Origin of the sequence: Actinomadura sp. NPDC048021, from assembly GCF_040653135.1 — a bacterium.
Classification (GTDB): Bacteria; Actinomycetota; Actinomycetes; order Streptosporangiales; family Streptosporangiaceae; genus Spirillospora; species Spirillospora verrucosospora.
Window position 1 is genome coordinate 192682 of sequence record NZ_JBEZJQ010000002.1, and the last position, 26986, is coordinate 219667.

Genomic DNA, 26986 nt, shown 5'->3' on the forward strand with positions numbered 1-26986 from the left:
TGGGCTCGGGACGGCGGTGCGGCCGGTTCAGGACCGGTAGATCCCTCGCTCGACGGAGGGTGAAGACCGCTCGCTCCGGCGATTCGCCGGAAGACCGGGCGCCTCAGGATGAGTGACGTCCCGCCGGGCAGGCCGAAGCCCCGGCGATCACTCTGGAGTTGGGGATTCATGATGAACCGTCTTGCGGCCATGCTCGCGGTGCCCGCGCTCACCTTCACCTACGGCCTGTTCCGGATCGCGGACGGGTCGGACGGCGAGCGAGGCCCCGGCGTCGCCTGGACCCTCGGTCATCTGGCGTTCTGCTCGGCGCTGGTGCTGTTCGCGGTGGTGTTCCGCTGGCTCGGGGGACTCGCCCCGTCGGGCGACCGCGTCGCGGCGGGGGCGCGGTGGACGGCGACTGCCGGAGCGGCCGTCCTTCTGGTGCAGTTCGCGATCGACCTGGTGGCGGGGGCGGTGTCCGCGAACCACCTGGAGATGTCCCGGTTCACGGAGCGGGTTTCGCAAGTGCCCGGCGTGGCACCGGTCGTCTACGACTTCGGCCCGTACCTCTTCTACGTGGGGATGCTCGCCCTCATCGTCCGGCTGGCCGCGGTCCGGGTGATCAAGCCGTGGACGGTGCTCCTCGTCCTCGCCGACCTGGTGATGCCGCTGGCCGACAAGGACCTGATCCCGGTCGGGGCGCTGCTACTGTCCGTCTCCTTCGCGCAGATCGCGCGGGTGATGGAGTCGCGGCAGGCCGCCTCCGGGACGGCGGACGGCCGCGACGCGGGGCCGTCCCCGGCGGTGGCCGGTGCGCGCTGACGCGTCCGGAGGAGTTGTGACCTGGAGAGACGTGGGCGCGCGGGCGGTCCGGGTACGGGGGCGGTTTCGCTCCCTGCCCCCACGCGCCGTCGACGGCGGGCTCGCGGTCCTCGTGGCCGCCGCCCAGCTCTGGCCCTTCGCCGCGCGGGCCGGCGTAGGCGGGCCGTGGAGCGGGTGGGGCGTCCTGGTCGTACTGGGCTCGGCGGCGCCGCTGTACTGGCGGCGGAAGCACCCGGTGCCGGTACTGATGGTGAGCCTCGCGGCGACCAGCGGCTACGACTATGTCAGCCACGTGCCGTCCCAGCCGGTCTGGTACGCCGCCCTGGTAGCGATCCACTCGGTCGCCGAGCGGTCGGGGCGGTGGGTCCGTCATACGGTGGTCGTGACGACCGTACTCGGCAGCTTCGTCCTCGCGTCCTCCGAATCCGGGCTGCGGATGAGCGTGCTGTGCGTCGCCGCCTACGCGCTGGGCAGGGCGGCCGCCTCCGGCCGGGTCCACGCCGAACGGCTGGAGCGTGAGCGTCAGGCGGAGGCCGAGAAGGCCGCGCTCGCCGAACGCGCCAGGATCGCCCGGGACATGCACGACATCCTGTCCCATGCGGTGAGCCTGATGGTCGTCCAAGCCGAGGCCGGACCGGTGGTCCTGGCCACGGACCCGGCTCGCGCCGAGCGCGCCTTCGACGCCATCGCGGGTGCGGGACGCGACGCGATGGCGCAGCTCAGAGGGATCCTAGAGGTGCTCGATCCGGACCGGGCCCCGGGGCCCGAGCGCGCCCCTCAGCCCACCCTCGCCGACCTGCCGGTGCTGACCGCCGGCTCGGGCCTCACGGTCGAGTTCACGCAGACCGACGGCTCGGGGCCGACCGTCGGGTATCCGCTGCCCGGCGGGGCCGGCCAACGTCCGCTCGCCCCGCACGTGGAGACCGCCGCCTTCCGCATCGCCCAGGAGGCGTTGACCAATATCGTCAGGCATGCAGGCACCGACCGTGCCCGGCTTCACCTCCACTGGCAGGAAGACCGAGGCATCGTGCAGCTCGACATCACCGACGACGGCGCGGCCGCCGGGCGGCGGCCCGCCCGCTCCCTGCCGTCCGGCGGCCACGGCCTGATCAACATCCGGGAGCGCGCGCGTTCGTGCGGCGGAACCGCCGAATGCGGGCCCCGGACCGACGGCCCCGGCTTCCGGGTCCGCGCCCGCCTGCCGCTCCTGCCTCCGTCGTGAGCGGCGGTACGGCGGCGGAGCCGCTGCGCGTGGTCGTCGCCGACGACCAGGAACTGGTCCGGGCCGGTTTCGCGATGATCCTGGACGCCCAGCCGGACATCGAGGTTGTCGCGGAGGCCGCCGACGGCTCGGAGGCGATCACGGCGGTACGCGCCCACGCCCCGGACGTCGCGCTGCTCGACATCCGCATGCCGGGCATGGACGGCCTCACCGCCACCGCCGAGGTCTGCGCCGGCACCGCCACCCGCGTGATCATCCTGACCACCTTCGACCTCGACGCGTACGTGTTCGAGGCGCTGCGCGCGGGTGCGAGCGGCTTCCTCCTCAAGGACGTCCGGCGCGACGATCTCGCCCACGCCGTCCGGGTCGTCGCGGGCGGCGAGTCCCTCCTCTCGCCGTCCGTCACCAGCAGGCTCATCGCCCACTGCACCAGCGCGTCCGCGGCGGTGCCGCCGCTTCCCGACCCGCGCTTCGACTCCCTGACCTCACGCGAGGCCGAGACCCTGCGCCTGCTCGCCCGCGGCCTCACCAATCCGGAGATCGCCGCGACCATGGTCATCAGCGAGCACACCGTGAAGACCCACGTCAGCAGCGTCCTCGCCAAGCTCGGCCTCCGTGACCGCATCCAGGCGGTGATCGCAGCCTATGAGGCGGGCCTGGTGGTACCGGGCCGAGCGGAGTCCTCGGCGAGTCTGCGGCGGCGGAATTCTCGCGGGGTTTCGCCGTAGCGGCGTTTGAAGGCCGAAGAAAACCACGTGGACGTGAGGCCGGCGCGGGCGGCGATGTCGCTGATGCCGACGTCGCTCTGGGCCGGGTCCTGGAGGGCGTCCCGGGCGGCTCGGAGCGTTTCCTCGTTGCGCAGGTCGCGGTAGGTGGTGCCGGTCTGGTGGAGGGCGTTGCGCAGGTGGCGTGGCGACCAGCCGAGCGCCTGGGCCACGGCGGTGAGCGGGAGCTTCCCGGTGCCGAGACGGTTCCGCACGTGCTCGCGGACGAGTTGCGCGACATCGGTGAGGTGGGCGTCCGGCGGGCGCGCGTCCCTGAGAGCGATCATGCAGAACAGTTCGGTCATCCGATCGCACACCGCGTGGAACTCGTGGGCGGACAGGTTGTCCTGTTCGGCGTGCGTGCTCTCGATCAGGGTGCTGAGGATGCGGCCGAGACCGGTGTTCAGGTCGAGGACGAGCCGCAGCGGTGCCGGCGAGCTGATGTGGTTGTCGAGTTCGGAGCGGGGGACCTGGAACGCGTACGCACGGGACTGCGGGACGGAGAGCCAGCAGGACTCGTCCATGCCCATCACGGAGGCGTGCCCCGGCGGGGTCCGCGTTTCCTCCTGGCCGTGCCTCACCGTGTAGACGCCGCTGCGCGGCACCACGATCCAGTACTGCTCGTCGCCAGGGACGTTGCGGACGTGTGAGGGCGTCCGGACGGCGATCCGGTCCCCGTGTTGGTCCCAGTGCAGCAGCCGGTAGCCGCCGCTCTCCTGGGCGGTGAGGTCCGCGCGCCAGCTCCCCGGATTCCGGAAGCGGTGGTCCATCGGCAGGATGCTGTCGCTGAGGTCGCGCCAGGCGTCGGTGTCGTCGGTGGTCCAGGAGTGGAACTGCATGGGCCTACCTCCGCTGTGAGCCCGCACATGCCCGGTAACCCAACGTCCCCGCACGGTCGCTGTCAAGCCCTCTCGGCGCCCGCCGAACCTCTGTTTTCATGCCGTCCGACTTCTGGTTGGAGGCAGGATCCGCCTGCGGATCTGTCCGGTGGACCCGCGCCCGGAGATACTCGGGGCCCGGCCGCTGACGGCGGGTGTCAGACGAAGGGATCCGTTGACGATGAGCCTGCCCGCGTTCCCTGCTCTGGACGAGAGCCCGCTCGACACCTGCATCCGGCTCCGGGAGATCGCGCCTGTGGTCGAGGTGGCGTTCCCCGGCGGCGTGCCGGCCTACCTGGCGCTGACCCACAGGGCCGCGCGCCAGATCCTCGCCGGGGACAACAGGACCTTCGCGCGCGACCCCAAGCACTGGCCGGCCCTGCACGACGGATCGATCCCCGAGGACTGGCCGCTGCGCGCCATCGTCCAGGGCGACCACCTGTCCACCAAGGACGGTGACGATCACCGGCGGCTGCGGGGCCTGGTCGGCAAGGCGTTCACCCCCGGCCGGGTGCGGGAGATGGAGCCGCGGATCCAGGAGCTCATCGACTCGCTGCTGGACGACGTGGTGGCGGCCGGGGACGGCGTCGACCTGGTGCCCGCCTTCACCGAGGCGCTGCCGATGGCGGTGATCTGCGAGCTGTTCGGCGTGCCGGAGCCGGACCGGGCCCGGCTGCGCGGGTGGACGGCCGCCCTGCTGGCGCACACCACCCCTCCGGAGGAGGCGTTCGAGACCCAGAAGGCGCTCATGGCGTACCTGTACGGACTGGCGGAGCGCAAGAGGCTGGACCCTGGCGACGATCTCACCTCCGGCCTGGTCAAGGCCCGTGACCGGGACGACAGGCTCACCACCGACGAACTGGTCGCCGTGCTGTGGCTGATGCTGGTCGCCGGCCACGAGACCACGGTCCACCTGCTGGGGCACGCCATCGCCGCGCTGTCCGCGCATCCCGACCAGCTGGCGTCGGCCGCGGCCGGGGACCGCTGGGGCGACGTGGTCGAGGAGACCCTGCGGTACCGCCACTCGGTGATGATGACCAGCTTCCGCTTCACGCTCACCGACGTGGTGATCGCGGACGTGGCCATCCCCAAGGGCAGCGCGGTCGGCGTCGTGTACCAGGCGAGCGGCCTCGATCCTGAGCGGTACGGAGAGACCGCGGACCGGTTCGACATCGACCGCGAGCAGGGCGACGGCCTCGGCTTCGGGCATGGCCCCCGCTACTGCATCGGCGCCCCGCTGGCCCGCCTGGAGAGCAGGCTCGCGCTGGCCTCGCTGTACCGGCGGCTGCCGGACCTCACCCTGGCGATCGACCCGGACGACATCCCCTACTCGCCGTCCTTCTTCACCGTGGGCCCGCTGTCGCTGCCCATCAACCTCGGCGCCGGCCCTCGCTGACCTTTCTGCCCCATCGCGAAACCGGGGCAGCCGAGCCGTGGGAACGAGCGCGCGGCGTTCGTGATGCCTGAGAGACGCCGCGAGCGCCGTTGGCGCGGACTCCGTTCGCTCCGCCCGGACGCACCACCTCAAGCTTGGAGAACCTGGAGTGACATCCGTGAAGTCGACCGTGCACCTGTGCGGCAGCGTGCCGCTGGCCAATTCGGAGACCGTGTTCCGCGCGGTGGCGACCAAGCTCAACGGCCGTGTGCGGCGGATCCCGGACGGCGAGCCGGGTGAGCGGGACAACTGGGTCGTCTGGCAGCTGGCGAAACTCTCCGCGCACCCGGACCTGGAGACGGTGCCGCCGCCCGGCTCGGAGTACGGGCCCTCCCTGCGCGTACGGCCGAAGCCCGGCGTCGACCCGGCGTCGGTGGCCTTCGGGCCGCTCGGGTACTCGGCGGCCGCGCTCGACTCGTGGCGGGTGTTCGCCCGCCTGCGCGCGGAGGGCGTCATCGCGCCGGACGTGCGTTTCCAGGTCAGCCTGCCGACACCGATCGCCGTGGTCGCCGCGTTCATCGGTGCGCGTCACGCGGAACTCGAAGCCGCGTACGAGGCCCGGCTGCTGGCCGAACTGGAGGAGATCCTGGCCGTGGTCCCGCCCGCGGACCTGGCCGTCCAGTGGGACACCGCGGTCGAGTTCGCCGTCTTCGAAGGGGTCTATCCGGCCTGGTACGGCACGGACTATCCGTCCCGCCTGGCCGAGACCCTGACGCGCCTGGTCCGGCTCGGAAACGCCGTGCCGGACGAGGTCGAGCTGGGATACCACCTCTGCTACGGCGACTTCGAGCACAAGCACTTCGTCGAGCCCGCCGACACGTCCAAGCTCGTGGCCGTCGCCGACGGCCTCGCCGGGGGCCTCGGGCGGCGCTTGGACTGGGTGCACATGCCGGTGCCGCGCGACCGTGCCGATGAGGCGTACTTCGCGCCGCTGTCGGGCTTGTCGCTGCCGGCGGAGACCACCCTGTTCCTCGGGCTCGTGCACGCCACGGACGGACTCGACGGCGCCCGCGCGAGGATCGACGCGGCGCGCGGGGCGGTGAAGACGTTCGGCGTCGCCACCGAATGCGGCATGGGCCGGCGTCCGTCCGAACAGATCCCCGCCCTTCTCGACCTGCACGCGGCGGTGGCCGACCTCCTCTGACGGCATATCGTCGGCATATCGAAAACCCCATACGGCATGGCAACACCCCGCTGCCTTGACTGGCAGAATGCCATCACTACCACTCTCGACGCGAAAAGAAGCCCGCGCACTTCTCCGGTACATCGGCATCGCCCTGGCAGTCGCCCTAGCCATGATCGCACCGGCGCTCGCCTATCAGTGGCAGAATTCCTCGTCCTCCTCTGCCCGGTCATTTCCGCCGTCCGCCGCCCCCTCCCCGGACGGCCATCGCGACGACCGGAGAACCACGCCCGGCAAGATGCCCGCGCGCCGCGGACTCCCTGGGGCGATCGGCGAGGCCGACGGCGTCGTCCCGGACGGCGTGACCGTCTTCAACGACGCGTTCCCGGCCGTGACCAACCTGGATCCAGAACTCCTCAAGGCCCTTCGGCGGGCCGCGACGGACGCCGCGGGCGAGAGGACCACGTTCTACGTCAACAGCGGCTGGCGCTCCCCGGCGTACCAGAATCGACTTCTCCGCGAAGCGGTCTCCAAATACGGATCCGAGGAGGCGGCCGCCCGTTGGGTGGCCACCGCGGCGAAATCGCTTCACGTGAAAGGAAAGGCCGTCGACATCGGGCGGTCCGACGCCGCGAAATGGCTGTCGAGACACGGGGCGCAGTATGGACTGTGCCAGGTCTACGCCAACGAACCCTGGCACTACGAACTGCGCGCCGATGCGGCCGAGCGCGGGTGCCCGCGGATGTACGCCGACCCCACCCAGGACCCGCGGACCCGGTAGCGACCGAGGTTGCTTCCACAGGCGCGCTCCCGGTTGACGTCCGCAACGAATAACCGCTATCTATTGGCTAGCCGTTAGGGGTGATGCATGCAGGACGCGGTGCTGGCGCTGCTCGCGAAGGAACCGTCGCACGGGTACCGCCTGCGCGAACGGCTGCGGCGCGCGCTCGGACCGCTCGGCGAGTCGATGAACGCGGGCCAGATCTACGTGACCCTGGCACGGCTGGAGAAGGCGGGACTGGTCGTCTGCGAACGGACCGGCGGGGCGCCGGACCGACCGGACCGCAAGATCTACGCGCTGACGCCGGACGGGCAGCGGCGCGTGGCCGCCTGGGTGGCCGAGGTGAGCTGGCCCAAGCCGAATCTCGCCGAGTTCCATCTCAAGCTCGCCGCCGCCGCGGCGGCGCGGCTCGCCGATCCGGTGGAGCTGGTGGACGCCCATCGCCGCGAGCTGCTGCGGCGCCTGGGCGACGTGCAGCGCGCGGCGCTGGCCGAGCCGGACGGCTCGACCTCCGGCCTGCTCCTGGAGGGGGTCGCGCTGCGGTTGCAGGCGGACCTGCGCTGGCTGGCGGCCTGCGAGCGCGTCTGGTCGAGAACCGAGAACGAATCCGGGGATGCATGAACGAGTGCGGCGCCGTGGTGCGGGTCCGCGGCCTCAGCAAGGAGCACGGACAGGGGCCGGGCCTTGTCCGGGCTGTCGATGAAGTCGACCTGGACGTCCCGGCGGGGCAGGCGCTGGCGGTGACGGGGCCGAGTGGCTGCGGGAAGTCCACACTCCTGCACATTCTGGGCGGCCTGGAGCGGCCGACCCGCGGGGAGGCGTGGCTGGCCGGGCGGCGGATCGACGTGCTGAGCGAGCGGGCCCTGGCCCGGCTGCGCGCCGGTCGGTGGGCTTCGTCTTCCAGGCCTTCCACCTGGTGGAGGAGCTGTCCGCGGCGGAGAACGTGGAGCTGCCCGCACTCCTGGCCGGGCACTCGCCGCGCGCGGCCCGGCGCCGCGCGGCCGCCCTGCTGGAGCAGATGGGGCTCGCAGACCGCGCCCGGCATCTGCCCTGGCAGCTGTCGGGCGGGCAGCGCCAGCGGGTGGCCATCGCCCGCGCGTTGGCGAACGACCCGCTGGTCCTGCTGGCCGACGAGCCGACCGGGAACCTGGACACCACGGCGACGCTCGACGTGCTGAGGCTGTTCGACGACCTGCGCGCCGCGGGCCAGACGCTGGTGATCGTCACGCACGACGAGCGGGTCGCGGCCACCGCGGACCGGCTCATCTCGATGCGGGACGGGACGTTCGTCGACGACACCCGGCTGGCGGGGCGCGGCGGGCGCCTCGGCGGGCTGATCGAACTGGGGGACTGAACGCCGTGGGGCGCATCCTCCTCGTCGTCCGCCTCGTCGTGGCCGACGTCCGCCGCAATCCCGCGCAGGCCGCGATCCTCCTCGTCTCGATCATCGCCGCCACCGCCGCGCTGAGCCTGGGCCGATCGGTGGACGGCGCAACGGAGACCCTCTACCGGCAGACACGGGCGGCCACGGCCGGACCGGACGTGGTCGCGTATTCACCGGACACCAGCCCGACCACCATCGACGCCCTGAAGTCGTTGGAGGACGCGCCCGGCGTGGTCGCGCACAGCGGGCCGTACCGCGAGTACTACACGAAGCTCACGGCGCACGGCTCCACGGGAGCCGCGGTGGTGCAGGTCGCGGATCCGACGCCGGGCCCGATCGACCGTCCGCTGGTGACATCGGGCGGTTGGGTCCGTCCCGGCGGCGTCGTCGTCGAACGCGGCTTCGCCACCGCTCTGGGCGTCCGCGTGGGTGACGACGCCACCGTCGCCGGCCGCTCGCTGCCCATCGTCGGGATCGCCGTGACCGCGTCCCACGCGGTGTACCCGTGGGCGCCGGGGATCGGTCCGGGCGGGGGGCCGAGCGACGGCGGCGGTCTGGTCTGGATGACCGAACGGGACGCCCGTCCCCTGGCGTCGCCCGAGGTGCCGGTGACCTCCCTCATCAACCTGAGGCTGCGGGATCCCGGCTCGGCCTGGACGTTCACCAGGCACGACCCCGCCGTAGGTCCGGCGCCCACCGACACCTTGGTGAACATCAGGGCCTGGCAGCACATAGCCGAGCAGGACTCGGTCATGCTGCGGGACAGCCAGCCGATCCTGGTCATCGGGAGCTGGCTGCTCAGCTTCCTGGCCATCGGCGGCGTGGCCACGCTGGCCGCGGGACGCGCCGCCGAACAGATCCGCCGCGTCGGGCTGCTCAAGGCGGTCGGCGCCACACCCGGCCTCATCGCCGCCGTCCTGTTCGCCGAGTACCTGTCCCTGGCGCTCCTCGCCGACGTCCTGGGCCTGGTCGTCGCACGGCTGATCGAGCCCGCCATCGTCAATCCCAGCGCCAGCCTGCTCACCGCCGCCACCGGGCCGGCCGGTGACACCATCGCGCTCACGACCATCGTCGCCCTGGCCGTGGCGGGTCTCACCACCCTCGGTCCGACCGTGCGGGCCCTGCGCACCGAGACCGTCGCCGCACTCGCCGACAGCGCCCGCCCGCCCCGGCACCGGGGCCTGCTGACCAGGGTGTCCGCGCTGCTGCCGACCCCGCTCCTGCTCGGGCTGCGCCTGGTCGCCCGCCGCCCGCGCCGCGCCGTCCTGCATGCCTGCAGCACCGCGGCCACCCTGGTCATGATCACAGGCCTGCTGGTGATCTACGCCCAGCCCGCGAAGGACCACCCGGGCTCCTCCATGGCGAACGATCTGCGGAACGCCCAGGAGCACCACGTGATCCTGGGGGTCACCGCCGCGCTGATCGTCCTCGCCGCCGTCAACGCCGTCACCATCACCTGGACCACGGCGCAGGAAGCCAGGCACACCATGGCCGTCGCGCGCACCCTCGGCGCCACGCCCGGGCAGATCACCGCCGGACTGTCCACCGCGCAGCTGCTGCCGACCCTGCCCGGCGCCCTAGCGGGCATCCTTATGGGCCTCCTGCTGTGCCTGCCCTTCAGCGCCCCGAACACGGTCTGGCCGCCCACGTGGTCGCTGCTCACCGCCGCGCTCGCCGCCCTCCCCGCGACGGCCGCGCTGACGGCCGTCCCCGCCCGCATCGCGGCCCGGCGATCGATAACGAGAACCCTCAACCCCGAAACGACATGACCCTCGGCACGTTCCGCCTATGCCGCAACTGAGTCCCGACCACGGCACGACGCCAGTGGGCCACAATGCCGGTGTGACGCGGCTGCTCGATGATGGCGAACTGGCGAGATCGTCGGTCGTGGCGAACTGCACGATGAATCGCGAGCGGTCCCTCAGCGGCTCCAACGGTTACGGCAGAGAGCTCGGCATGGACGTCCTGACCGAGATCAGCGCCCGCGCCAGGGCCTCGCAACCCGTGCGGTGGCTGGACCTGTGCTGCGGGAGCGGACGGGCACCCGTCGAGGCGGCCTCCCTCCTGGCCGGTCGCGGCATGACCGGACAGGTCGAGATCACCGGTCTCGACCTCGTGGACCATTTCGTCCCGGGCTCCGTCCCCGCGATGCTGCGCCTGGTCAGCGGCTCGGTGGCCGACTGGGTCCCCGGCTGCCGCTTCGACCTGATCACGTGCGTGCACGGGCTGCACTACGTGGGCGACAAGCTCGGTGTCCTGAGCCGTATCGCGTCGTGGCTCACCGATCACGGCCGGTTCGTCGCCAACTTCGACGCCCGCTCCGTCCGCCGTGAGGACGGCGCTCCGGCAGGCCGTCGCCTCACGGCCCAGTTGCGCGCGCAGGGGTTCGCCTACGACTCCGTCCGCCGCCGCATCTCCCGCGACGGGTACGGGCAGGTGCGGTTCCCCTACCGGTACCTCGGAGCCGATGACCAGGCCGGTCCGAACTACACCGGTCAAGCCGCCGTCGACTCCTTCTACGAGCCTCTGCGATGAAGCGTCCTACCCGGCTGGTACATCTTCGGGCATGCGTGCTGAGGAGTTCCTGCGTACGGTGCTCGCCTTGCCGGAGGTCACCGAGCGCGAGGCGTTCTCGGATCTGACCGGCTTCCGGGTCCGCGGCAAGGGATTCTGCTACCTTAACGAGAACGACGGCTTCGTCCTGCTCAAAGCCACCCGGGAGGAGCAGGCCGCCCTCGTCGCCGAAGCCCCCGGCACCTTCGCCCCGTCCTGGGCCAGCGGACGCTTCGGGTGGGTCGAGGTCCAGTTGGCCACCGTCGACCCCGAGGAGCTGCGCGAACTGGTCACCGAAGCCTGGCGGCTCTCAGCCCCCAAACGCCTCGCCGCCACACTCCACACCTGAGCGCAAGCCCGTCCCCTGGTCGCCTCGCCGGGGGCGGTCGTTCGTCCCTTCAAATAGACATTGATGTCTGTTAGCGTGGTCACGCGCGCGCCGGGTGGGGTGCGCTCAAGCCGAGGTCGCTGGAGCGGGGATGGGGCTGGTCAGATCGATCGCCGTCGTGGTCGCCGCTGTGGTGGGGACGGGCCTGGTGGGGCCCGTCGCCTCGGCGAGCGGTCCGGAGTACTACCTCGCGCTCGGCGACTCGCTGTCCGTGGGCGTTCAGGCCGGGGCGGGGCCGACCGATCAGGGCTACACCGACCGGCTCCATGCCGCGCTGAAGGCACGGAATCCTCGGCTCCAACTGGTGAAGCTCGGGTGTCCCGGGGAGACCACCACGACGATGCTTCAGGGCGGTATCTGCCGATACGCGGAGGGCTCCCAACTGAAGGCCGCCGAGGCCTTCCTGACGACGCACGCCGGCCGCGTCCGGTACGTCACTCTCGACATCGGGGCCAACGACACCAACGGCTGCCTGCCCGGCGGGAGCGTCGACGCGGGTTGCGCGGTGCGGGGCGTCGGCTCGCTGGTCGCCAACCTGCCGCAGATCACCGCGCGTTTGCGGGGCGCGGGAGGCGGCGGGCCCGCCTACGCCGCCATGAACTACTACAACCCCGGCCTGGCGTCCTGGGTGTCGGGCGGCAAGGCCGCCGCCCTCGCCTCCGTACCGGTCGTCGACACCTTCAACGCCTACGAGCACGGCGTCTACCTCGCCGCCGGATTCCGGGTCGCGGACGTCAACGGCGCCTTCGCCGGGCACGACCTCACCGAGGTGACGGCCCCTCCGTACGGCGCCGTCCCCCGGGGCGTGGCCCGGATCTGCACGTGGACGTACCAGTGCAGCGACGGCGACGGCCACGCGACCGCGGCGGGGTACCAGGAGATCGCCAATGCCTTTCTCAAGGTCGTTCCGGCAGTGCCCACCGAGCGGGCCGGCGTTCCCGGCACCGCCTGACCCCGCGGGGAGCGTCGATACCGCCACACCAGAAAGACATGGCCGTTCAGGTGAATGCGGACCGTTCCCGGCGCGCTATAACATTGTCATGCCCAAAACGTCGGGGACGCGCGAGAAGCTGGTCGGGGCCGGGATGCGGCTGCTGGAGGAGCGGGGGCCGGAGGCTCTGAACGCCCGGGGGGTCGCCGCGGAGATCGGGGCGTCCACGATGGCCGTCTACACGCACTTCGGCGGGATGACCGGGTTGTACGAGGCGCTCGGCCGGGAGGCGTTCGCGCGCTTCGAGCGGCACCTGCGGCAGGTGCCCGACACCGACGACCCGGTGACCGACCTGCTGGTCCTCGGGCTGGCCTACCGGGAGTTCGCGGCGGCCAGCCCGCAGCGCTACCGGCTGATGTTCGGGCTCGCCTCGCCGGGGGCGCTGCCGTCGTTCGGGCACGACCTGACCGCCGAGGGCACGCCGGCGACCGCCGCCGAGCTGAACGACGCCTTCGCGCTGCTCCCCCGGCAGGTGCGGCGGGCGATGAACGCGGGGCGGATCCGCCGGGACGACCCGGTCCTGGTGGCCGGGCAGATCTGGTGCATGATCCACGGCTACGTGCTGCTGGAGACCACGGGGGTGTTCGGCCAGGAGGGCCGGGGCGTGCTGCACGTGCTGGGCCCGCATGTGATCAATCTGCTGGTCGGGCTCGGAGACGAGCGCGAGGCCGCCGAGCGCTCCGCCGGGCAGGCGCTGCTCGACGCCGAGACGGCCGGGGTCGTCGCGCGGGAGCCGGCGCCCCGCCGGGGTCGGCGGCCGCGCCCCGCGCGGTGACGTGACGATCGCCACGCGGGCGGTCCGAACCAATCGCCGCACCGCGCCATCCCATAGTAATAACCTACCCATTACAAAGTTATGCCATGGTCCGCGATGCTCCCTCACACGCGCGGACCGTCCCTGATCAGCAGTTCGAAGAGATCGGTCTGATGATGGCGATGGCGATGACCTCGGGCACGATGCCGGACCCGGCCCCCCGCCTGCTCGAATTCACCGTGCTGGGCCCGGTCCGGGCCTGGCGCGGCGGGACCCGGCTCGACCTCGGCCCCCTCAGGCAGCAGGCCCTCCTGGCCGCGCTCCTGCTGCGCCCGGACATGACCGTGAGCCGGCGGGAGCTGCTCGACGGCGTCTGGGGCGTCGATCCGCCCGGCTCCGGCGACAAGATCGTGCCGGTGTACGTCCACCGGCTCCGCCGCAGCCTGGGCACGCTCGGCGAGGACGCGCAGGAGTCGGTGATCGCGCGGGAGCGGGGCGGCTACCGCTTCGTCAGCCGGGGGACGGCGGTCGACGTGCTGCGCCTCGACGAGGCCGCGGACGCGGCGGCCGCCGCGAGGAGGTCCGGCGATCTCGCGGCCGCGGCGAGCGCCTGCGACGCGGCCCTCGGGCTGTTCCAGGGCCAACCGCTGGCCGGGCTGCCCGGGCCGTTCGCGGAGGCGGAGCGCCTGCGGCTGGAGGAGCGCAGGCTCACCCTTCTGCAGGAGAAGGTCGAGTGCCAGTTCCAGCTCGGCAGGTTCGTGGACGCGGTCGGCGAGTTGCACGCCCTGATCCCCAAGCACCCCCACAGCGAGGCCCTGACCTCGCTGCTCATGCGGGCGCTGTACGGGAGCGGCCGCCAGGCCGACGCGCTGGCCGTCTACTCGCACCTGCGCCGCCGGCTCGTGGAGGACCTCGGGGTGGAGCCGGGCGACCGGCTTCGGCGCGTGCATCAGGCGGTGCTGCGGGGTGACGACGCGGCCCTGGACCTCGCTCCGCGGGACGAAGCGGGAGACGAGGGGCGTGGGCGGGTCGCCTCCGCGCGGCGCGTCCCCGACGAGCTGCCCGCGGAGGTCGGGGAGCTCGTCGGACGAGAGGACGAGCTGGCGCTGCTCACCGGCGGCGGCCTCGCGGTGGCCGCGGTGGACGGGGTCGCGGGGGCGGGCAAGACCGCGCTCGCGGTGCGCGCCGCGCGGGCGCTGCGCGGCGAGCACCCGGACGGCTGCCTGTTCGTCGAGCTGCACGGGCACAGCGACCGGCGGGAGGCGGTGCCGCCGGAACGCGCGCTGCGCCGGCTGCTGCGGGCCGTCGGCGCCGGGCCCGCGGGCGGTGACCTGGACGAGCTCGCGGCGTCCTGGCGGAGCGCGACCGCCGGGCTGCGCCTGCTGCTGGTCCTCGACGACGCGTCCGGCGCCGACCAGGTGCGTCCGCTGCTCCCCGCGGGGGCGGGCAGCAGGGTGCTGGTCACCAGCCGCCGGCGGCTGGTCGGGCTGGACGTGGACCGCCGGGTCTCGCTGGGGGCGCTCACCCGGACGGCGGCGGAGGCGCTGCTGACCCGGATCGTGGGCGCCGAGCGCGCCGCGGCCGAGCCGGTCGCCGTGCGGGAGCTGGCGGCCATGTGCGACCGGTTGCCCCTGGCGGTGTGCATCGCGGGCGCGCGCCTGCAGAGCCGCCCGTCCTGGGCGATCGGGCATCTGGTGCACAGGATGGCCGATGCCCGGCGCCGCCTGGACGAGCTGACGGCGGAGGACCGGAGCGTGGAAGGGGCTTTCCGGCTTTCCTACGAACGGCTTCCTGCCGCCGAGCGCCGAGCGTTCCGCGCATTGGGGGCGGCGCCTGAGGGGCGATCCGGCCATCGGGCTTTGGCGGCCGCCCTCGGCTGGGGCGCGCGAGGGGCCGAGCAGGCGCTTGAGAACCTGGTGGACGCCAACCTCGTGCAGCAGCCGTCCGTCCACCAGTACCGGCTGAACGGGCTGCTCGCGCTGTTCGCGCGAGAACTCGCCGCGGAGGACCCGCCGGCCCTGGGCAGAGCCGGTCTGGTCGCCGTCGCAGGGGCGCCTTCACTCCTTTAGCCGCCGTTCACCGTCCATTTCTCCGGAACCACGCGCCGAACGAATCCGAGAAGCGTTCGGCGCGTTTTCGGCATGCCCGTGAAAGTGTGGTCGAAAATAACAGGACGAGCCGCCTCGATATTCGCCTGTCATCGTAATTTCAACGGGTCTCACTAGCGTCGCAGACACGATCGTCGAATTGTCTGGGAGACCGAATGCGAAGTCGGAAGTTCCTTGTCCGCGCCGGCGCGACGCTGGTCGCGGCGGCCGCCACCGTGACGGCGGTGACGATGGGCGTCCAGGACCGGGAGGCCACGGTCGCCTCGGCCGGCGCGAAGACCGAGGCCGGTAACGATGTGCGGGCCGCCGGCCTCCAGGAGCGCGTGGCCAGGCTCCAGTCGGAGCACCATCTGCCCGGGGTGATCGGGATGGCCCGCAGCGGCGCCGACACCCAGTACGCCGCAGCCGGTCACGGCGACATGTTCATGCGCGTGCCCGCCGACCCGAAGGCGAAGGTCCGCATCGGCAGCAACACCAAGGCGTTCGTGTCCACGGTCCTGCTGCAGCTGGAGGCCGAGGGCAAGCTGTCGCTGAACGACACCGTGGACCGGTGGCTGCCCGGTCTGGTCGCGGCGAACGGCAACGACGGCCGCAAGATCACGATCCGGCAGCTGCTCAACCACACCAGCGGGCTCCCCGACTACATCCACGACCTGCGGATCTCGGGGTCCTACGTCGCCGACATCAATCCCTACCGGAAGTGGGACCCCCGCGAGCTGGTAAAGGCCGCCACGGCCAACAAGCCGCTGTCGGCGCCCGGCGCCAAGTTCAACTACGCCAACACCAACTACGTCCTCGGCGGATTGATCATCCAGGCCGCGACCGGGCACCACCCGGCCGTCGAGGTGACCAACCGGATCATCAAGCCGCTCGGCCTCAGCGACACCACGTTCCCCGAGGCCGACCCCAAGCTGTACGGGAACTGGCTGCACGGCTACTTCACCATCCGGGACATCTCGTTCTCCAACGTCCAGATGTTCGGCGCTGCGGGCGCCATGGTCTCCACCCAGGAGGACCTCGCCGACTTCACCCGCGCGCTCGCCTCGGGCCGCCTGCTGCCTCCCGCGCAGCAGCGGGAGCTCCAACAGGTCGCGTCCCCGGACAAGCCCTACGGCCTCGGCGTGATCATGATGAAGACCCCGTGCGGCACCGCGTACTCGCACAACGGCGCCGTGATCGGCTACTTCAGCCAGTGGTTGACGAGCCCGGACGGCAAGGACCAGGTCGTCATGGCCACCAACCGCTACAACATGATCCCCGACAAGGCGGGCACCGCGGTCGTCACGGCGGCCCAGGACGCCTACTGCGCGCTGAGGGGCCGGCGGTGAGCGCCGGACTGCACGCCAGGAGGCCGCAGTGGCGGCGCTACCGCAGGCCGGCCGTCGCGGTCGCGGTGGCCGGAGCGGTCGCGGCCGCCGCCGCGGTGCCGCTGCTGAACACGGACGGGCCGGTCAACGCCGCGCGGACGTCCGGGGCCATGTCCTGCACCCCGATCAAGCTGATCGTCGTGCCCGGCACCTGGGAGACCACGTCGGCCGCCGACCCCGACACGCCGGTCGGCATGCTCCGCGGCATCACCGAGCCGCTGGAACGGCGGTTCGGCGACCGGATCTCCTCGTACTGGGTCGGCTACAACGCGACCGCGTTCGACCAGGGCAAGACCTACAACGACTCCAAGCAGACCGGGATCGACGCCGCCCGCAAGGCGATGACGGACATCTCCCGGGACTGCCCCGGCACCCGGTTCGTCGGGCTCGGCTTCAGCCAGGGCGCGGACGTCAACGGCGACATCGCCGCCCAGATCGGGGCCGGGAAGGGTCCGGTCCCGGCCGCCTCCTACGTCGCGGGCGGAGGCGTGGCCGACCCCGGCAGGGGGACGAAGGGCGAGGTGAACCTCGGCGATCCGCTCCCCGGCACCCGGGGTCTCGCCGGGCCGCGGCCGGGGGGCTTCGGCGAGCTGTCCGGACGGGTCGCGAACGTGTGCCTCAAGGGCGACCTGTACTGCGCCCTGCCGGAGGAGAACGAGCTCACCGCCACCCTCGGCACCGTGCTGAGCCGTGTCGGCATCGCCAACCTGCAGGGCTCGGCGGAGCGTGAACTCTCCACCGACCTCGGCACCGTCAACGGCAGGCCCGCCGACCTCACCGCCGTCCCCAACGGCGTGAAGACGCTGACCGGCCAGGCGCGCGGCAAGGACACCACCGGGGCGGCCCGCACGGCCGGCGACCTCGCGAGGCTCGTCGGCCCGCTGCAGGCGCTCACCCGCGCGGTCGCGAACCCCGTCGTGGTGAACACGCTGCTGAACTCCCCGCCGGGCTCGCAGAACCAGATCGCGGGCCAGGTGCTCCAGGCGCTGGCCAACACCGACCTGGTGGGGCTGGCCAACGAGCTCGACGCGGTGCAGGCCGCCGCGAAGGCGGGGGACACGGCCGCGCTGGCGCGGGCGGCCCTCGCCGCCGCCGCCAAGGCCGCGCCGCTGACCGGGCTGCCCGCCGACCAGGTGGCCAAGGTCACCAAGGTCATCCAGGGGCTCCAGCCCGTCGCGCTGCTGGCCCAGGCGAGCAACGTCATCGGCGGGATCAGCAGGATCGACTACCGCGGGATCGAGCGCGCCGCGCGGGCCGTCCCCGCGTACGCCCAGCGGGGCGACACGCGCGGGGTCTACCGTTCCCTGGTCGCGATCGAGGACCGGCTGATGCCGCTGGCCGAGACGGCCAACCGGGTCGACCTCACCCCGCTCGCCGCGCTGCTGGCGATGTGGCCGCCCGGCTCCCCCGAGCGGGCCGTCGGGGAGGCCCTGGCCATCCTCGACCGCGTCGACTGGGTCCGGATCACCCGCGACCTGCGCGCCATCCAGAACAAGCTGGACGACTTCGACCCGAAGCACCCTCCGAAGATCGACCCGGCCGACCCGGTGAAGTCGCTCAACGCCTTCTTCGGCGTCGACCTGCTCTCCCTGGTCCCCCAGATCACCGACCTGACCGAGCACGGTCTGGACGTGGCCGGCGTGCCGCTGCCGAAGGGCACGCTCAACCGGTTGCTGAAGACCCGGCTCAACCCGAGCAACCTGGTCAAGGAGGGCGTCGACGCGGCGGTGTTCTACGGCACGCGGCGGCACGTGATGTACGGCACGGAGCCCGTCGACGACAGCGGGCGCCCTGCCCTGGAGGTCCTTGAGGCCTGGCTCGCCCAGCGCATCGAGGCCGCCTGACCCTCGTCGTCCCTCCAGGGACTCCGACCGCCGGCAGGCCGGGTGACGCCCGGCCTGCCGGCGGTCGCGTGACAAGAAGAAACCGCCCTCGGACGGGCCGCCGGCCTCGTCTGGGGGCGGTCGGGCGAGCCGGGCGCCGCCGGGGGACGGCGCCCGGTCCTCGCTCAGGAGAGCATGTTGATCTTGTACTGCATGATCCGGTAGTTCCGCGGGTCGTACCACTGGCTGACGATGATGTGGAAGTTGCCGAACGTCGAGCCGGGGACGACGAAGCCGCCGTAGGGGCTGGCGACGAGGTTGGCCGCTTCGGCCCGGGGGTCGGACGGCAGGATCAGCGTCTGCTCCAGCGTCCGCGTCAGGTCCGAGGTCGGGAGCGGGAAGACCATCGCCCGGATCGAGAGCGGGTTCATGTTCAACCAGGTCAGGACGTACTTGCCGTCCATGGCGCGGAAGCAGATCTCGCCCCACTTGCGGACGCCGAAGACCGTCGTCGGGGGCGCTCCCCAGCGCCAGTCCCCGTCGGCGTACCCCCAGGGCTCGTAGGCGTTCGGGTCGCCGAGCCGCTCCTTGCGCACCCGGTGGAGCAGCATCCCCGAGTCCCGGTCGCGGTTGAAGACCGTCGACAGGACGTAGCACCAGCCGTCGGCGGCCACCGCGTAGGTCTTCTGCTGGAACTGGCCGCCGTGCAGGTCGCCCGGCCACTGGCACAGGTACTCCCAGGTCTCGCCGTTGTCGGTCGAGCGCCAGAAGTCGGTGTGGTGGGTGTCGTAGATGACCCCGCGCATGAGGTGCATGTACATGACGCCGTCCACGACGAAGGCGTCGGACGGGATCGCCGTCGTGGCCTTGTCGCCGACCGGGTTGTGCGGCTCGTCGACGAGGGCCCTCGCGTGGCCTCCGCCGACGCTTCCGTCGATGCGCAGGTTGTTCACGTCGCCGTTGCTGGAGCGCAGGCCCACCGGGGCGCGCCAGTCGTCGGCGGGCTCGCCCGGGTTCGGCACGTGGTCGCCGTTGAAGGTGTCGCCGCAGACGAAGAGCATGGTGCCGTCCGGGCACTGCACGGGGATGCCGAGGTCGGTCCACGGCGAGGCGAACGGGCCGGTCTCGACCGGGCCGCTCAGGTTCTTGATCTTGGTCGCGAGGGTCGGGCTGGACGGGTCGCCCGGTCCGCCGGCCGTCCGCACCGTCGCCTGCCGCCCGTCCTGGCTGAAGCCGACCCACCCCGCGCCGACGGCGCCCGCGCCGAGGGCGACGCCGGCGCCCACCCTGAGGAGCTTGCGGCGGGAGAGACCGCCGGCGTCCGTGCCCTTGTCGTCCGATGGACGTGTCATCTGGCGATGCCTTTCAGGTCGACTCTCGTGCATGGAGATGCCCTTGGCGCCGCGGCCCTTGGCGAGGATCGGCAGATCCCGGTCGTCCGGCGACAAGCTCAGAAGAACATCAGTGTCTGTTTTACCGTATATACGGGGAGAGTCGCCAGGGAATCACGATCAGTAATCCGATTTATCCGGCGCCGGGTCGCCGAGCGTCCGGCGGTCGAGCGGTTCCGCGAGGTGCCGCCGCGGGATCGGAGCCTCCCGCCTGGATCACCGGTGGATGCCGAAGGTATGCGCGACGTGGGGTGTGTCGACCAGGGTGTGGGGCGCCAGGGCGTGGTAGGCCCAGACGTGCACCCACGCGTTGCCGGTGCGCACGGTCAGCCAGGCCTTCACCATGCCGGGGCCGAAGTAGGTGAGCAGCAGGAAGGCGATCGAGACGGCGGCCGCCCGGGGGGAGCCGTACTCCGCCCAGGAGTCGGACACGTGCAGGGCCGCGTAGACCACTCCGCCGAAGATCACGGTGGTCGCGGTCGAGCCGGTCAGCCTGGCGAAGCGCGGGATCAGGATCGCGTGGACGAAGACCATCGTCGGCAGGACCGTCCCGGCCATGTAGAGGACGAAGGTGAGCGGCGCGCCGAGCAGGAGCTGCCTGGCGCCGAGGTCGAAGATCTCCGGTCGCAGCGCGGCGGTCTGCACGGCCGCCTCGACCAGCAGCACGACGACGATCAGGCGGAGGTCGCCGCGCCGGTCGGCGGAGACCAGGTTGAGCGCCCGGGCGGAGTAGCGGCGCCGGAAGTACACCAGCGGCGCGATCGCGAACACCACCAGGTTGTACCCCGCCCAGACGATCGCCTCGGCCCGCGTGACGTGGTCGTTCGTCTCGTTCATCGAGCCGGCCAGGTGCAGGCCGAACGGGTGCCAGCCGAACGCCCGCCCCACCGCGAACCCGAGGGCGAGCCCGCCCGCGCCGTAGGCGAGGAGCAGCAGGGTCTCGCGGAGCGCGGTGGCGCGCTCGGGGGCGCGGGCCGCAAGGTCGGGCCTGGTCCGGCGCCGGGTGAGGAGGAAGACCAGGGCCATGAGGAGGACGACCTCGGCGAGCCGCACGTTGAGGTCCACCAGATAGGCGGACGTGGTGCGCTCCCCGGCGTCGTGGAGGTCGAGCGGGAGCCTGCGACCGGCCAGGACCAGCGTCAGCGCGTTCGCCGACACCCATCCCAGGGCGGTCAGCCATACGGCGCGGTTACGGAGCAGCGATGAGGCCGTGCCGCCGCCTGTCGACGGACCGGTGCCGGACGGGCGGCGCGAAGGGGACCTCAGGCACATCGGGCGATCTCCGTTCGACGTGTACTAGCACAACTGTGCTACTTCCTGCGGATAGTAGCACGACTGTGCTAGTAATGGGCGATGCCTAGAGTGGTGGACGGTGAGCAACGGCGCCTGGACGTGGCGGCGGCGGTGTTGCGGGTGGTCCTGCGCGACGGACTGGAACGGGCCTCGGTCCGCAACGTGGCGAGCGAGGCCGGTCTGTCGATGGGGTCGCTGCGGCACTACTTCGCGACGCAGTCCGAGCTGCTGGCGTTCACCCTGCGCGCGATCATCGAGCGGATCCAGCGACGCATGGCGGCGCTGCCCCCCGAACCCGATCAGCGGCGCCGCGCCGAGCTGGTGCTGGCCGAGCTGCTGCCGATGGACGAGGAGCGGGCCGTCGAGAACCGGGTATGGCTGGCCTTCACCGCCCGCGCGATGGTCGATCCGACGCTGCGTGCCCTGCAGAGCGAGGGGTACGGCCTCCTGCGCGAGGGCTGCCGCTCCCTCGTGCGCTCCCTGGACGTCCCCGAACCCGCCGTGGAGTACGAGACCGACCGGCTGCACGCCCTCGTCGACGGCCTGGCCGTCCACGCCGCCACCCATCCCCACCTGACCACCCCGGCGCGGATGCGCGAGGTCATCGCCGTCCACCTCGCCGGGCTCGGCCGTCCCGCCGGTGCCGCCTGACCGGGCCCGCGGCCCCGTTACCGAGCGTTTCCCGGATCACTCCAGGTTCAGGTCCTGGGGGACGTCGCCGGGGGTCAGGTCCTGTCTCAGGCGGAGGAAGCGGACGGCGTGGCGCCAGCGGCCGTGTTCCACAGCGGCGTCCACGCTGATCTCCACGACGGCGTCCGGGGCCACCCGGGTGTAGTGGATCGGGTCTCTGGTGGAGGGGAGGCCGCCGGCCCAGCCCGCGGGCAGGGGCTCCGGCCAGGGGTGGCCGGGGCCGGCCTCCGAGAGGGCGCCGGCCAGTGCGGTGCGCGCTCGGGGAGTGAGAGGTGTGGTGCGGGCGACCACGCGGAGCACCCCGGCCGTCGTGTATCTGCCCAGGAGAAGGGTCTGCGGTTGTTCGATGCTGCCGGTCACTCCGCCGATGAGCGCCTCGGTCGTCGTGCGGTGCTTGACCTTCCACCAGCCGCGCCTGCCCTCCTTGTAGGGGTCGCCCGCGGCCTTCACGACCAGGCCCTCGATGCCCTGCGCGACGAGGATCTCGAACCACAGGCGGGCCTCGCCCACGTCGCGGAGCTGCGGGCAGAGAACGATGCGGGAGGTGCCGGGGAGGCCGCGCAGGAGGCGCTCCAGCTCGGCGCGGCGGGCGGAGAGGGGGGCGGGGCGGTGGTCCGTTCCGCCGGCCTCCAGGACGTCGAAGACGACGTAGTGGCACGGCTCGGTGATCGGGGAGCCGGTGCGGCGGGTGACGTGGCGGCGCTGGAGGGCGGCGAAGTCCAGGCGGCCGTCGCCTCCCCAGCGGACGATCTCCCCGTCCACCACCGTGCCGGGCGGGAGGGTTCCGGAGACGGCGGAGACGATCTCGGGGAAGGCCGCGTCCAGCCGCTTGAGACGGCGTGACCAGAGCTGGACATCGCCGTCCTCGCCCACCCGGGCGACGCAGCGGAACCCGTCGAACTTGGGCTCGTAGCGACAGCCGCCTGAGCAGGCCCTTTCCTGGGGGATGCGGTCGATCGCGGTCGCGGCCATGGGGGCGACGGGTCCCTGGATGCGCACGCCCACCCCCGATCGCGCTCGTGTCCGAGGTACCCCGCCGGTGGCGCGGCGAGTGCCCTCCGGCCCGGCTTTGGACAGGTCATTGCCTCGCGCAGGCCCTGTCGAGGGCACCGGTCGAACCGAGTCGGACGAGATGTAACGTTCTGAACGACCCCGGCGCTGAATGATCACCTGGGTCGGAATGTGAACGGGGAAGCATGCTCAAGCGCACAGTGATCGGGACGTCGCTCGCCGCCGTGGCGGTGGCGGGAACGGTGGTCTGGACGGTCTCGTCGACGTCGACCTCGACGGCGACCACGGCGTCCGCGACCCGGCCGGGGCCCGGACGGGTCCACGCCCGCGCCCTCGGCGACATCGCCGCCGCGGCCGCCGCGGGCCAGAAGGCCAAGGGGCTGGCCGCCACGGAGACCGAGCCGTTCAGCCTCGTCGGCGTCACCTGGAACAAGCCGCGCGAGGAGCTCAGGGGAACCGTGCGGATCCGCACGCGGGACGCGAAGACCGGCCGCTGGTCGGGGTGGCGCGCCCTGGAGCCCGAGCTGGCCGATGCCCCTGACCGGGGCGGACGCGGAGGGACGAACGGGCTGTGGGTCGGCCCGTCCAACGGTGTCGACGTGCGCGTGACCGGGCAGAAGGGCCGCACGCTGCCGGAGGGCCTGCGCGTCGACCTGATCGACCCGGGCGCCTCCGCCGCGACGGCGACGCCGCGGGCGGCGGGGCCGGACGGCGGCACCGGGATGAGGCTGGTGGCGGCGACCACGCCCCTCGCCGGGCCCGTCACCGCTCCGAAGCCGGCGATCGTGGCGCGGGCCGGGTGGGGCGCGGACGAGTCCCTCGTCAAGGAGCCGCCGGAGTACGACGCTTCGGTCAAGGCCGCGTTCGTCCACCACACCGACACGGGCAACGAGTACTCCTGCACCCAGTCGCCGTCGGTGATCAAGTCGGTGTTCCTGTACCACGTGCAGAGCCAGGGCTGGAACGACATCGGCTACAACTTCCTCGTCGACAAGTGCGGCACGGTCTTCGAGGGGCGGGCCGGGGGCGTCGACCGCCCCGTCCACGGCGCCCACACCTACGGGTTCAACACCGACACCACCGGGATCGCCGTCCTCGGCACCTACACGGCGGCGAACGACCCGGACGTCCCGGGCGTCGCCCCCACCAAGGCCGCCCTGGACGGCGTCGCGAAGATCGCCGCGTGGAAGCTCGGGCTGACCGGGGTCGACCCGACGGCGAAGACGACGCTGACGTCGGCCGCCCCCAACGGGACGGGCGGGAAGTACCCCTACGGGCAGCAGGTCGAGTTCAACACGATCTCCGGTCACCGCGACGGGTTCGCGACCGCGTGCCCTGGCGCGCAGCTCTACTCCGCGCTTCCGGCCGTCCGGACGGCCGCCAAGCAGATCACCGTCCCGGCCCTGAGCGCCACCGTGAGCGGCGCCACAGCCGCGGGGGGCCGCTACTACACCAAGAGCACGGCCACGCTGAACTGGACGCCGGCCGAGGGCGCGACCTACACCGTCAGCGTGGACGGCGCGACGGCCGCGACACCGGCCGCCGGGGCCACGTCCGCCACGGTGACCCTCACGCCCGGGACGCACTCGGTCCAGCTGAACGCCGCCTTCGCCGACGGGACGACCTCGGCGTCCCCCGTCTTCACGATCGTCGCGGACACGACGCCTCCCGTCATCTCGTCCCAGGCGCTCTCCCTGCGCAAGGCGACGGTCAACAGCGGCGCGTGGCCCGTCTCGCTCACCTGGAAGGCCGCCGACAACGGCTTCCTCAGCTCGCTGAAGGCCACCTCGCCCGCGGCCAAGACGTTCTCCACCACGACGACCCAGTGGGCCGCGGTGTCCAAGCCGGGCACGACCCAGACCTGGACGCTGGCCGGCACCGACGCCGCGGGCAACACCGGAACCTCCAGCCTGAGCCGCTACACCGGCGGCCAGACCGAGGGCGCCGCGCGCCGCACCGGCACCTGGGGCGTCAGCACGACCAGTTCCTACCTGGGCGGGCGCGGCATGTACAGCAAGTACCGGGGCGCGAGCGCGAGCTGGACGTTCACCGGGCGCACCGCGGGCCTGATCTTCAAGCGCGCCTCCAACCTCGGCGCCGTGTACGTCTACGTGGACGGCGTCAAGATCGGCACGCTGGACACCCGGGCGTCGACCACGGCCTACCGCCAGCTGATGTGGACGCGCGCCTGGAGCACCAGCGGCACGCACACCATCAAGATCGTCGTGGCGGGCACCTCGGGCCGTCCCATGGTCGGCATCGACGGCCTCGCCTACCTCCGCTGACGCCCGCGGGTCGGCCCCGGCGCGCCGGGGCCGACCTAGGGTGTGTGGAGTGACAGAGGAGTCGTGGCGTGATCGCGTGATCGCGGAGTGCCTGGCCAAGCCGGGCGCGCTGGAGGACTATCCGTTCGGCGACGAGGTGGCCGTCTTCAAGGTCGCCGGACGGATGTTCGCGCTGGTTCCGCTGGGTGCGTCGCCGCCCACCGTCAGTCTGAAGTGCGATCCGGGTCTCGCGGAGGAGTTCCGCGCCCGGCACGCCGCGGTCACGCCCGGCTACCACCTCAACAAGCGGCACTGGAACACCGTCGTCCTCGACGGCTCGGTGCCCGAAGAGGACGTGTGGGAGCTGGTCGACCACTCCTACGACCTCGTGGTCGCGAAGCTCACCCGCGCCCAGCGTTCCCGGCTCTGAGCGTCTCAGCCGATCAAGGACGGAATCGGCCTTTCCCCACCTAGGGCCTTTTGCGCGAATAAGGCCCGATTCTGAACGGTCTTCCCTTTTCTCCCATTTAGGAAATCCTCAAAGGTCGCTCCTTGCCGAGGCCGGCATATGTTGCGCAATCCCGTATTCCGTGTACGGTATTCCCGTGGCGATCATCAGACGCCGCGAACAAACGAAACAGAAAAGGGAAAGCCATGTCCAGGATCTGGACCCCGGGCGCGGACGCGTCCGGTTTCGACCCCCGCAGCATCAGGCGCGGGCTCGACGAGTACCTCCCCCGCTGCGAGCAGGAGCTGATCGGCATCCGCCGTGACCTCCACGCGCACCCGGAGGTCGCGTTCAAGGAATTCCGCACGACCCAGATCATCGTCGACTTCCTGTCGGCGATCGGCCTCCGGCCGTGGGTCCTGCCCAACGGCACCGGCGTCATCTGCGACATCCGCGGGGGCGACGGACCGATCATCGCGCTGCGCGCGGACATCGACGCGCTGCCCCAGAAGGACACCAAGCTCGTCTCCTACCGCTCGACGGTGGAGGACGCGGCGCACAACTGCGGCCACGACGTGCACACCGTCATGTTGCTGGGCGCGGGGCGCTTCCTGGCGATGCTGGCCGAGGCCGGCCTGCTCCGCGGCACGGTCAGGCTCATCTTCCAGCCCGCCGAGGAACTCCCCGGCGGCGCGCGGAACGTGATCGCGGCCGGCGCGCTGGACGGGGTGCGGCGCATCTTCGCGCTGCACTGCGACCCGGCGCAGGAGGTCGGCTTCCTCGGTCTGCGGACCGGAGCGATCACGGCGTCCTACGACAAGATCCTCATCCGGGCCACCGGGGCGGGCGGCCACACCGCACGGCCGCACCTGACCGGCAGCCCCATCCGGGCCCTGGCGGCCATGGTGGGCGAGCTGTCGGCGGTGCTCGACCAGAGGTTCGACGCGCGTTCCGGCCACGAGCTGGAATGGGGTCGCATCCAGTCGGGCCTGGCGGCGAACTCGATCCCCATCGTGGGAGAGCTCGAAGGGACGCTGCGCTGCCTGGACCCGCAGCACCGGCGGTCGGCGCTCGACGCGCTGCCGGCGCTGGTCGGCCTGGTGGCCGAGCTGCACAGGGTCGAGGCGGAGCTGATCACCACGCTCGGCCTGCCGCCCACGGTGAACGAGGCGACGAGCGTGGAGATCTTCCGGCACGCCGGTGGTCTCGCGCTCGGCGAGGACAAGATCGGCCCCACGGGGCAGAGCATGGGTGGGGAGGACTTCTCCCTCTACCTCGAACTGGTCGACGGCGCCCTCGGGCGCTACGGCGTGCGCAAGCCCGGCACGCCGAAGTACGACCTGCACCAGGGAGGTTTCGACGTCGACGAGAGCTGCATCGCGCGCGGCGTCGACCTGGAGGTGCACATGGCGCTGACGGCTCTGGACCACGCGTGGTCTGAGGCCTGACGCACCGGCCGGCCGTGATCGACCACGCGTCGGTCACGGCCAGGGGGCCCGGCTCACGCCGGGCCCCTG

General features: G+C 72.1%; 23 protein-coding genes and 1 pseudogene. 20 read left to right on the forward strand and 4 right to left on the reverse strand.

The window, feature by feature from the left end; all coding sequences use genetic code 11:
- Positions 1 to 168 precede the first annotated feature (168 nt).
- From AB0C87_RS04135 to AB0C87_RS04145, 3 genes are read left to right on the forward strand one after another with little or no spacing between them, the layout of a single operon-like run.
- Positions 169 to 801 carry a hypothetical protein gene (locus AB0C87_RS04135; RefSeq protein ID WP_360576463.1) on the forward strand — a complete coding sequence of 211 codons (633 nt, stop codon included), beginning with the start codon at positions 169 to 171 and terminating at the stop codon, positions 799 to 801.
- Between the two features lie 16 nt (positions 802 to 817).
- A complete protein-coding gene (locus AB0C87_RS04140; protein WP_360352186.1) occupies positions 818 to 2023 on the forward strand; it encodes a histidine kinase in 1206 nt (401 codons plus the stop codon).
- Positions 2020 to 2751, forward strand: a complete 732-nt coding sequence (locus tag AB0C87_RS04145; RefSeq protein ID WP_360576465.1) for a response regulator transcription factor — start codon at positions 2020 to 2022, stop codon at positions 2749 to 2751. Before AB0C87_RS04140 ends, AB0C87_RS04145 begins: the two co-directional genes overlap by 4 nt.
- Here the strand turns inward: AB0C87_RS04145 and AB0C87_RS04150 are convergent.
- A complete protein-coding gene (locus AB0C87_RS04150; RefSeq protein ID WP_360576467.1) occupies positions 2667 to 3626 on the reverse strand; it encodes an AraC family transcriptional regulator in 960 nt (319 codons plus the stop codon). The genes AB0C87_RS04145 and AB0C87_RS04150 overlap by 85 nt on opposite strands.
- A gap of 220 nt (positions 3627 to 3846) precedes the next feature.
- Here AB0C87_RS04150 and AB0C87_RS04155 point away from each other — a divergent pair, with 220 nt between their 5' ends.
- The 13 genes and pseudogenes from AB0C87_RS04155 (at position 3847) to AB0C87_RS04215 (ending at position 18393) form a co-directional block, all read left to right on the forward strand.
- Complete coding sequence (locus AB0C87_RS04155) at positions 3847 to 5061, forward strand: cytochrome P450 (protein ID WP_360576469.1); 1215 nt, start codon at positions 3847 to 3849, stop codon at positions 5059 to 5061.
- Positions 5062 to 5218: 157 nt separating this feature from the next.
- Positions 5219 to 6244, forward strand: coding sequence for a hypothetical protein (locus tag AB0C87_RS04160; RefSeq protein WP_360576471.1), 1026 nt, complete (start codon positions 5219 to 5221; stop codon positions 6242 to 6244).
- A 151-nt stretch (positions 6245 to 6395) separates the two neighbouring features.
- A complete protein-coding gene (locus tag AB0C87_RS04165) occupies positions 6396 to 7004 on the forward strand; it encodes a M15 family metallopeptidase (protein WP_360576473.1) in 609 nt (202 codons plus the stop codon).
- An 87-nt stretch (positions 7005 to 7091) separates the two neighbouring features.
- Entirely contained in the window at positions 7092 to 7625 is a 534-nt protein-coding gene (locus AB0C87_RS04170; protein WP_345171531.1) for a PadR family transcriptional regulator, read from the forward strand.
- Positions 7622 to 8358, forward strand: a pseudogene (locus AB0C87_RS04175) (ABC transporter ATP-binding protein). Before AB0C87_RS04170 ends, AB0C87_RS04175 begins: the two are co-directional and overlap by 4 nt.
- A gap of 5 nt (positions 8359 to 8363) precedes the next feature.
- Entirely contained in the window at positions 8364 to 10157 is a 1794-nt protein-coding gene (locus AB0C87_RS04180; protein ID WP_345171535.1) for an FtsX-like permease family protein, read from the forward strand.
- Between the two features lie 73 nt (positions 10158 to 10230).
- A complete protein-coding gene (locus AB0C87_RS04185; protein WP_360576475.1) occupies positions 10231 to 10923 on the forward strand; it encodes a methyltransferase domain-containing protein in 693 nt (230 codons plus the stop codon).
- Positions 10924 to 10954: 31 nt separating this feature from the next.
- Positions 10955 to 11290: an MmcQ/YjbR family DNA-binding protein gene (locus AB0C87_RS04190; RefSeq protein WP_353831630.1), complete on the forward strand. Its 336-nt coding sequence runs from the start codon at positions 10955 to 10957 to the stop codon at positions 11288 to 11290.
- A 130-nt stretch (positions 11291 to 11420) separates the two neighbouring features.
- Entirely contained in the window at positions 11421 to 12281 is an 861-nt protein-coding gene (locus tag AB0C87_RS04195) for an SGNH/GDSL hydrolase family protein (protein ID WP_360576477.1), read from the forward strand.
- Positions 12282 to 12369: 88 nt separating this feature from the next.
- The gene (locus tag AB0C87_RS04200; RefSeq protein ID WP_353831632.1) at positions 12370 to 13095 is read left to right on the forward strand and encodes a WHG domain-containing protein; all 726 of its coding nucleotides are present in this window, start codon (positions 12370 to 12372) and stop codon (positions 13093 to 13095) included.
- Between the two features lie 86 nt (positions 13096 to 13181).
- Complete coding sequence (locus AB0C87_RS04205) at positions 13182 to 15143, forward strand: BTAD domain-containing putative transcriptional regulator (RefSeq protein ID WP_360576478.1); 1962 nt, start codon at positions 13182 to 13184, stop codon at positions 15141 to 15143.
- 194 nt (positions 15144 to 15337) lie between these two features.
- Positions 15338 to 16510: a serine hydrolase domain-containing protein gene (locus AB0C87_RS04210; RefSeq protein WP_345171542.1), complete on the forward strand. Its 1173-nt coding sequence runs from the start codon at positions 15338 to 15340 to the stop codon at positions 16508 to 16510.
- Positions 16507 to 18393, forward strand: coding sequence for a cutinase family protein (locus tag AB0C87_RS04215; RefSeq protein WP_360576480.1), 1887 nt, complete (start codon positions 16507 to 16509; stop codon positions 18391 to 18393). Before AB0C87_RS04210 ends, AB0C87_RS04215 begins: the two co-directional genes overlap by 4 nt.
- A 164-nt stretch (positions 18394 to 18557) precedes the next feature.
- Here AB0C87_RS04215 and AB0C87_RS04220 read toward each other — a convergent pair whose 3' ends face one another.
- Together AB0C87_RS04220 and AB0C87_RS04225 are read right to left on the reverse strand one after the other, a co-directional pair.
- A complete protein-coding gene (locus tag AB0C87_RS04220) occupies positions 18558 to 19724 on the reverse strand; it encodes a DUF4185 domain-containing protein (RefSeq protein ID WP_353831635.1) in 1167 nt (388 codons plus the stop codon).
- 255 nt (positions 19725 to 19979) lie between these two features.
- On the reverse strand, positions 19980 to 21035 hold the full coding sequence (locus AB0C87_RS04225) for a hypothetical protein (protein ID WP_360576482.1): 1056 nt from the start codon (positions 21033 to 21035) through the stop codon (positions 19980 to 19982).
- Positions 21036 to 21116: 81 nt separating this feature from the next.
- Here AB0C87_RS04225 and AB0C87_RS04230 point away from each other — a divergent pair, with 81 nt between their 5' ends.
- Positions 21117 to 21707, forward strand: a complete 591-nt coding sequence (locus AB0C87_RS04230; RefSeq protein ID WP_345171550.1) for a TetR/AcrR family transcriptional regulator — start codon at positions 21117 to 21119, stop codon at positions 21705 to 21707.
- Between the two features lie 36 nt (positions 21708 to 21743).
- On the opposite strand, the gene AB0C87_RS04235 is transcribed toward AB0C87_RS04230, so the two are convergent.
- Positions 21744 to 22745: an ATP-dependent DNA ligase gene (locus AB0C87_RS04235; protein WP_360576484.1), complete on the reverse strand. Its 1002-nt coding sequence runs from the start codon at positions 22743 to 22745 to the stop codon at positions 21744 to 21746.
- 197 nt (positions 22746 to 22942) lie between these two features.
- On the opposite strand from AB0C87_RS04235, the gene AB0C87_RS04240 reads away from it, so the two are divergent.
- The 3 genes from AB0C87_RS04240 (at position 22943) to AB0C87_RS04250 (ending at position 26917) form a co-directional block, all read left to right on the forward strand.
- Complete coding sequence (locus AB0C87_RS04240; protein ID WP_353831638.1) at positions 22943 to 25042, forward strand: N-acetylmuramoyl-L-alanine amidase; 2100 nt, start codon at positions 22943 to 22945, stop codon at positions 25040 to 25042.
- Between the two features lie 49 nt (positions 25043 to 25091).
- Positions 25092 to 25451, forward strand: coding sequence for an MmcQ/YjbR family DNA-binding protein (locus AB0C87_RS04245; protein ID WP_360576486.1), 360 nt, complete (start codon positions 25092 to 25094; stop codon positions 25449 to 25451).
- A 224-nt stretch (positions 25452 to 25675) separates the two neighbouring features.
- Positions 25676 to 26917, forward strand: coding sequence for an amidohydrolase (locus AB0C87_RS04250; RefSeq protein ID WP_360576488.1), 1242 nt, complete (start codon positions 25676 to 25678; stop codon positions 26915 to 26917).
- Positions 26918 to 26986: the final 69 nt, after the last annotated feature.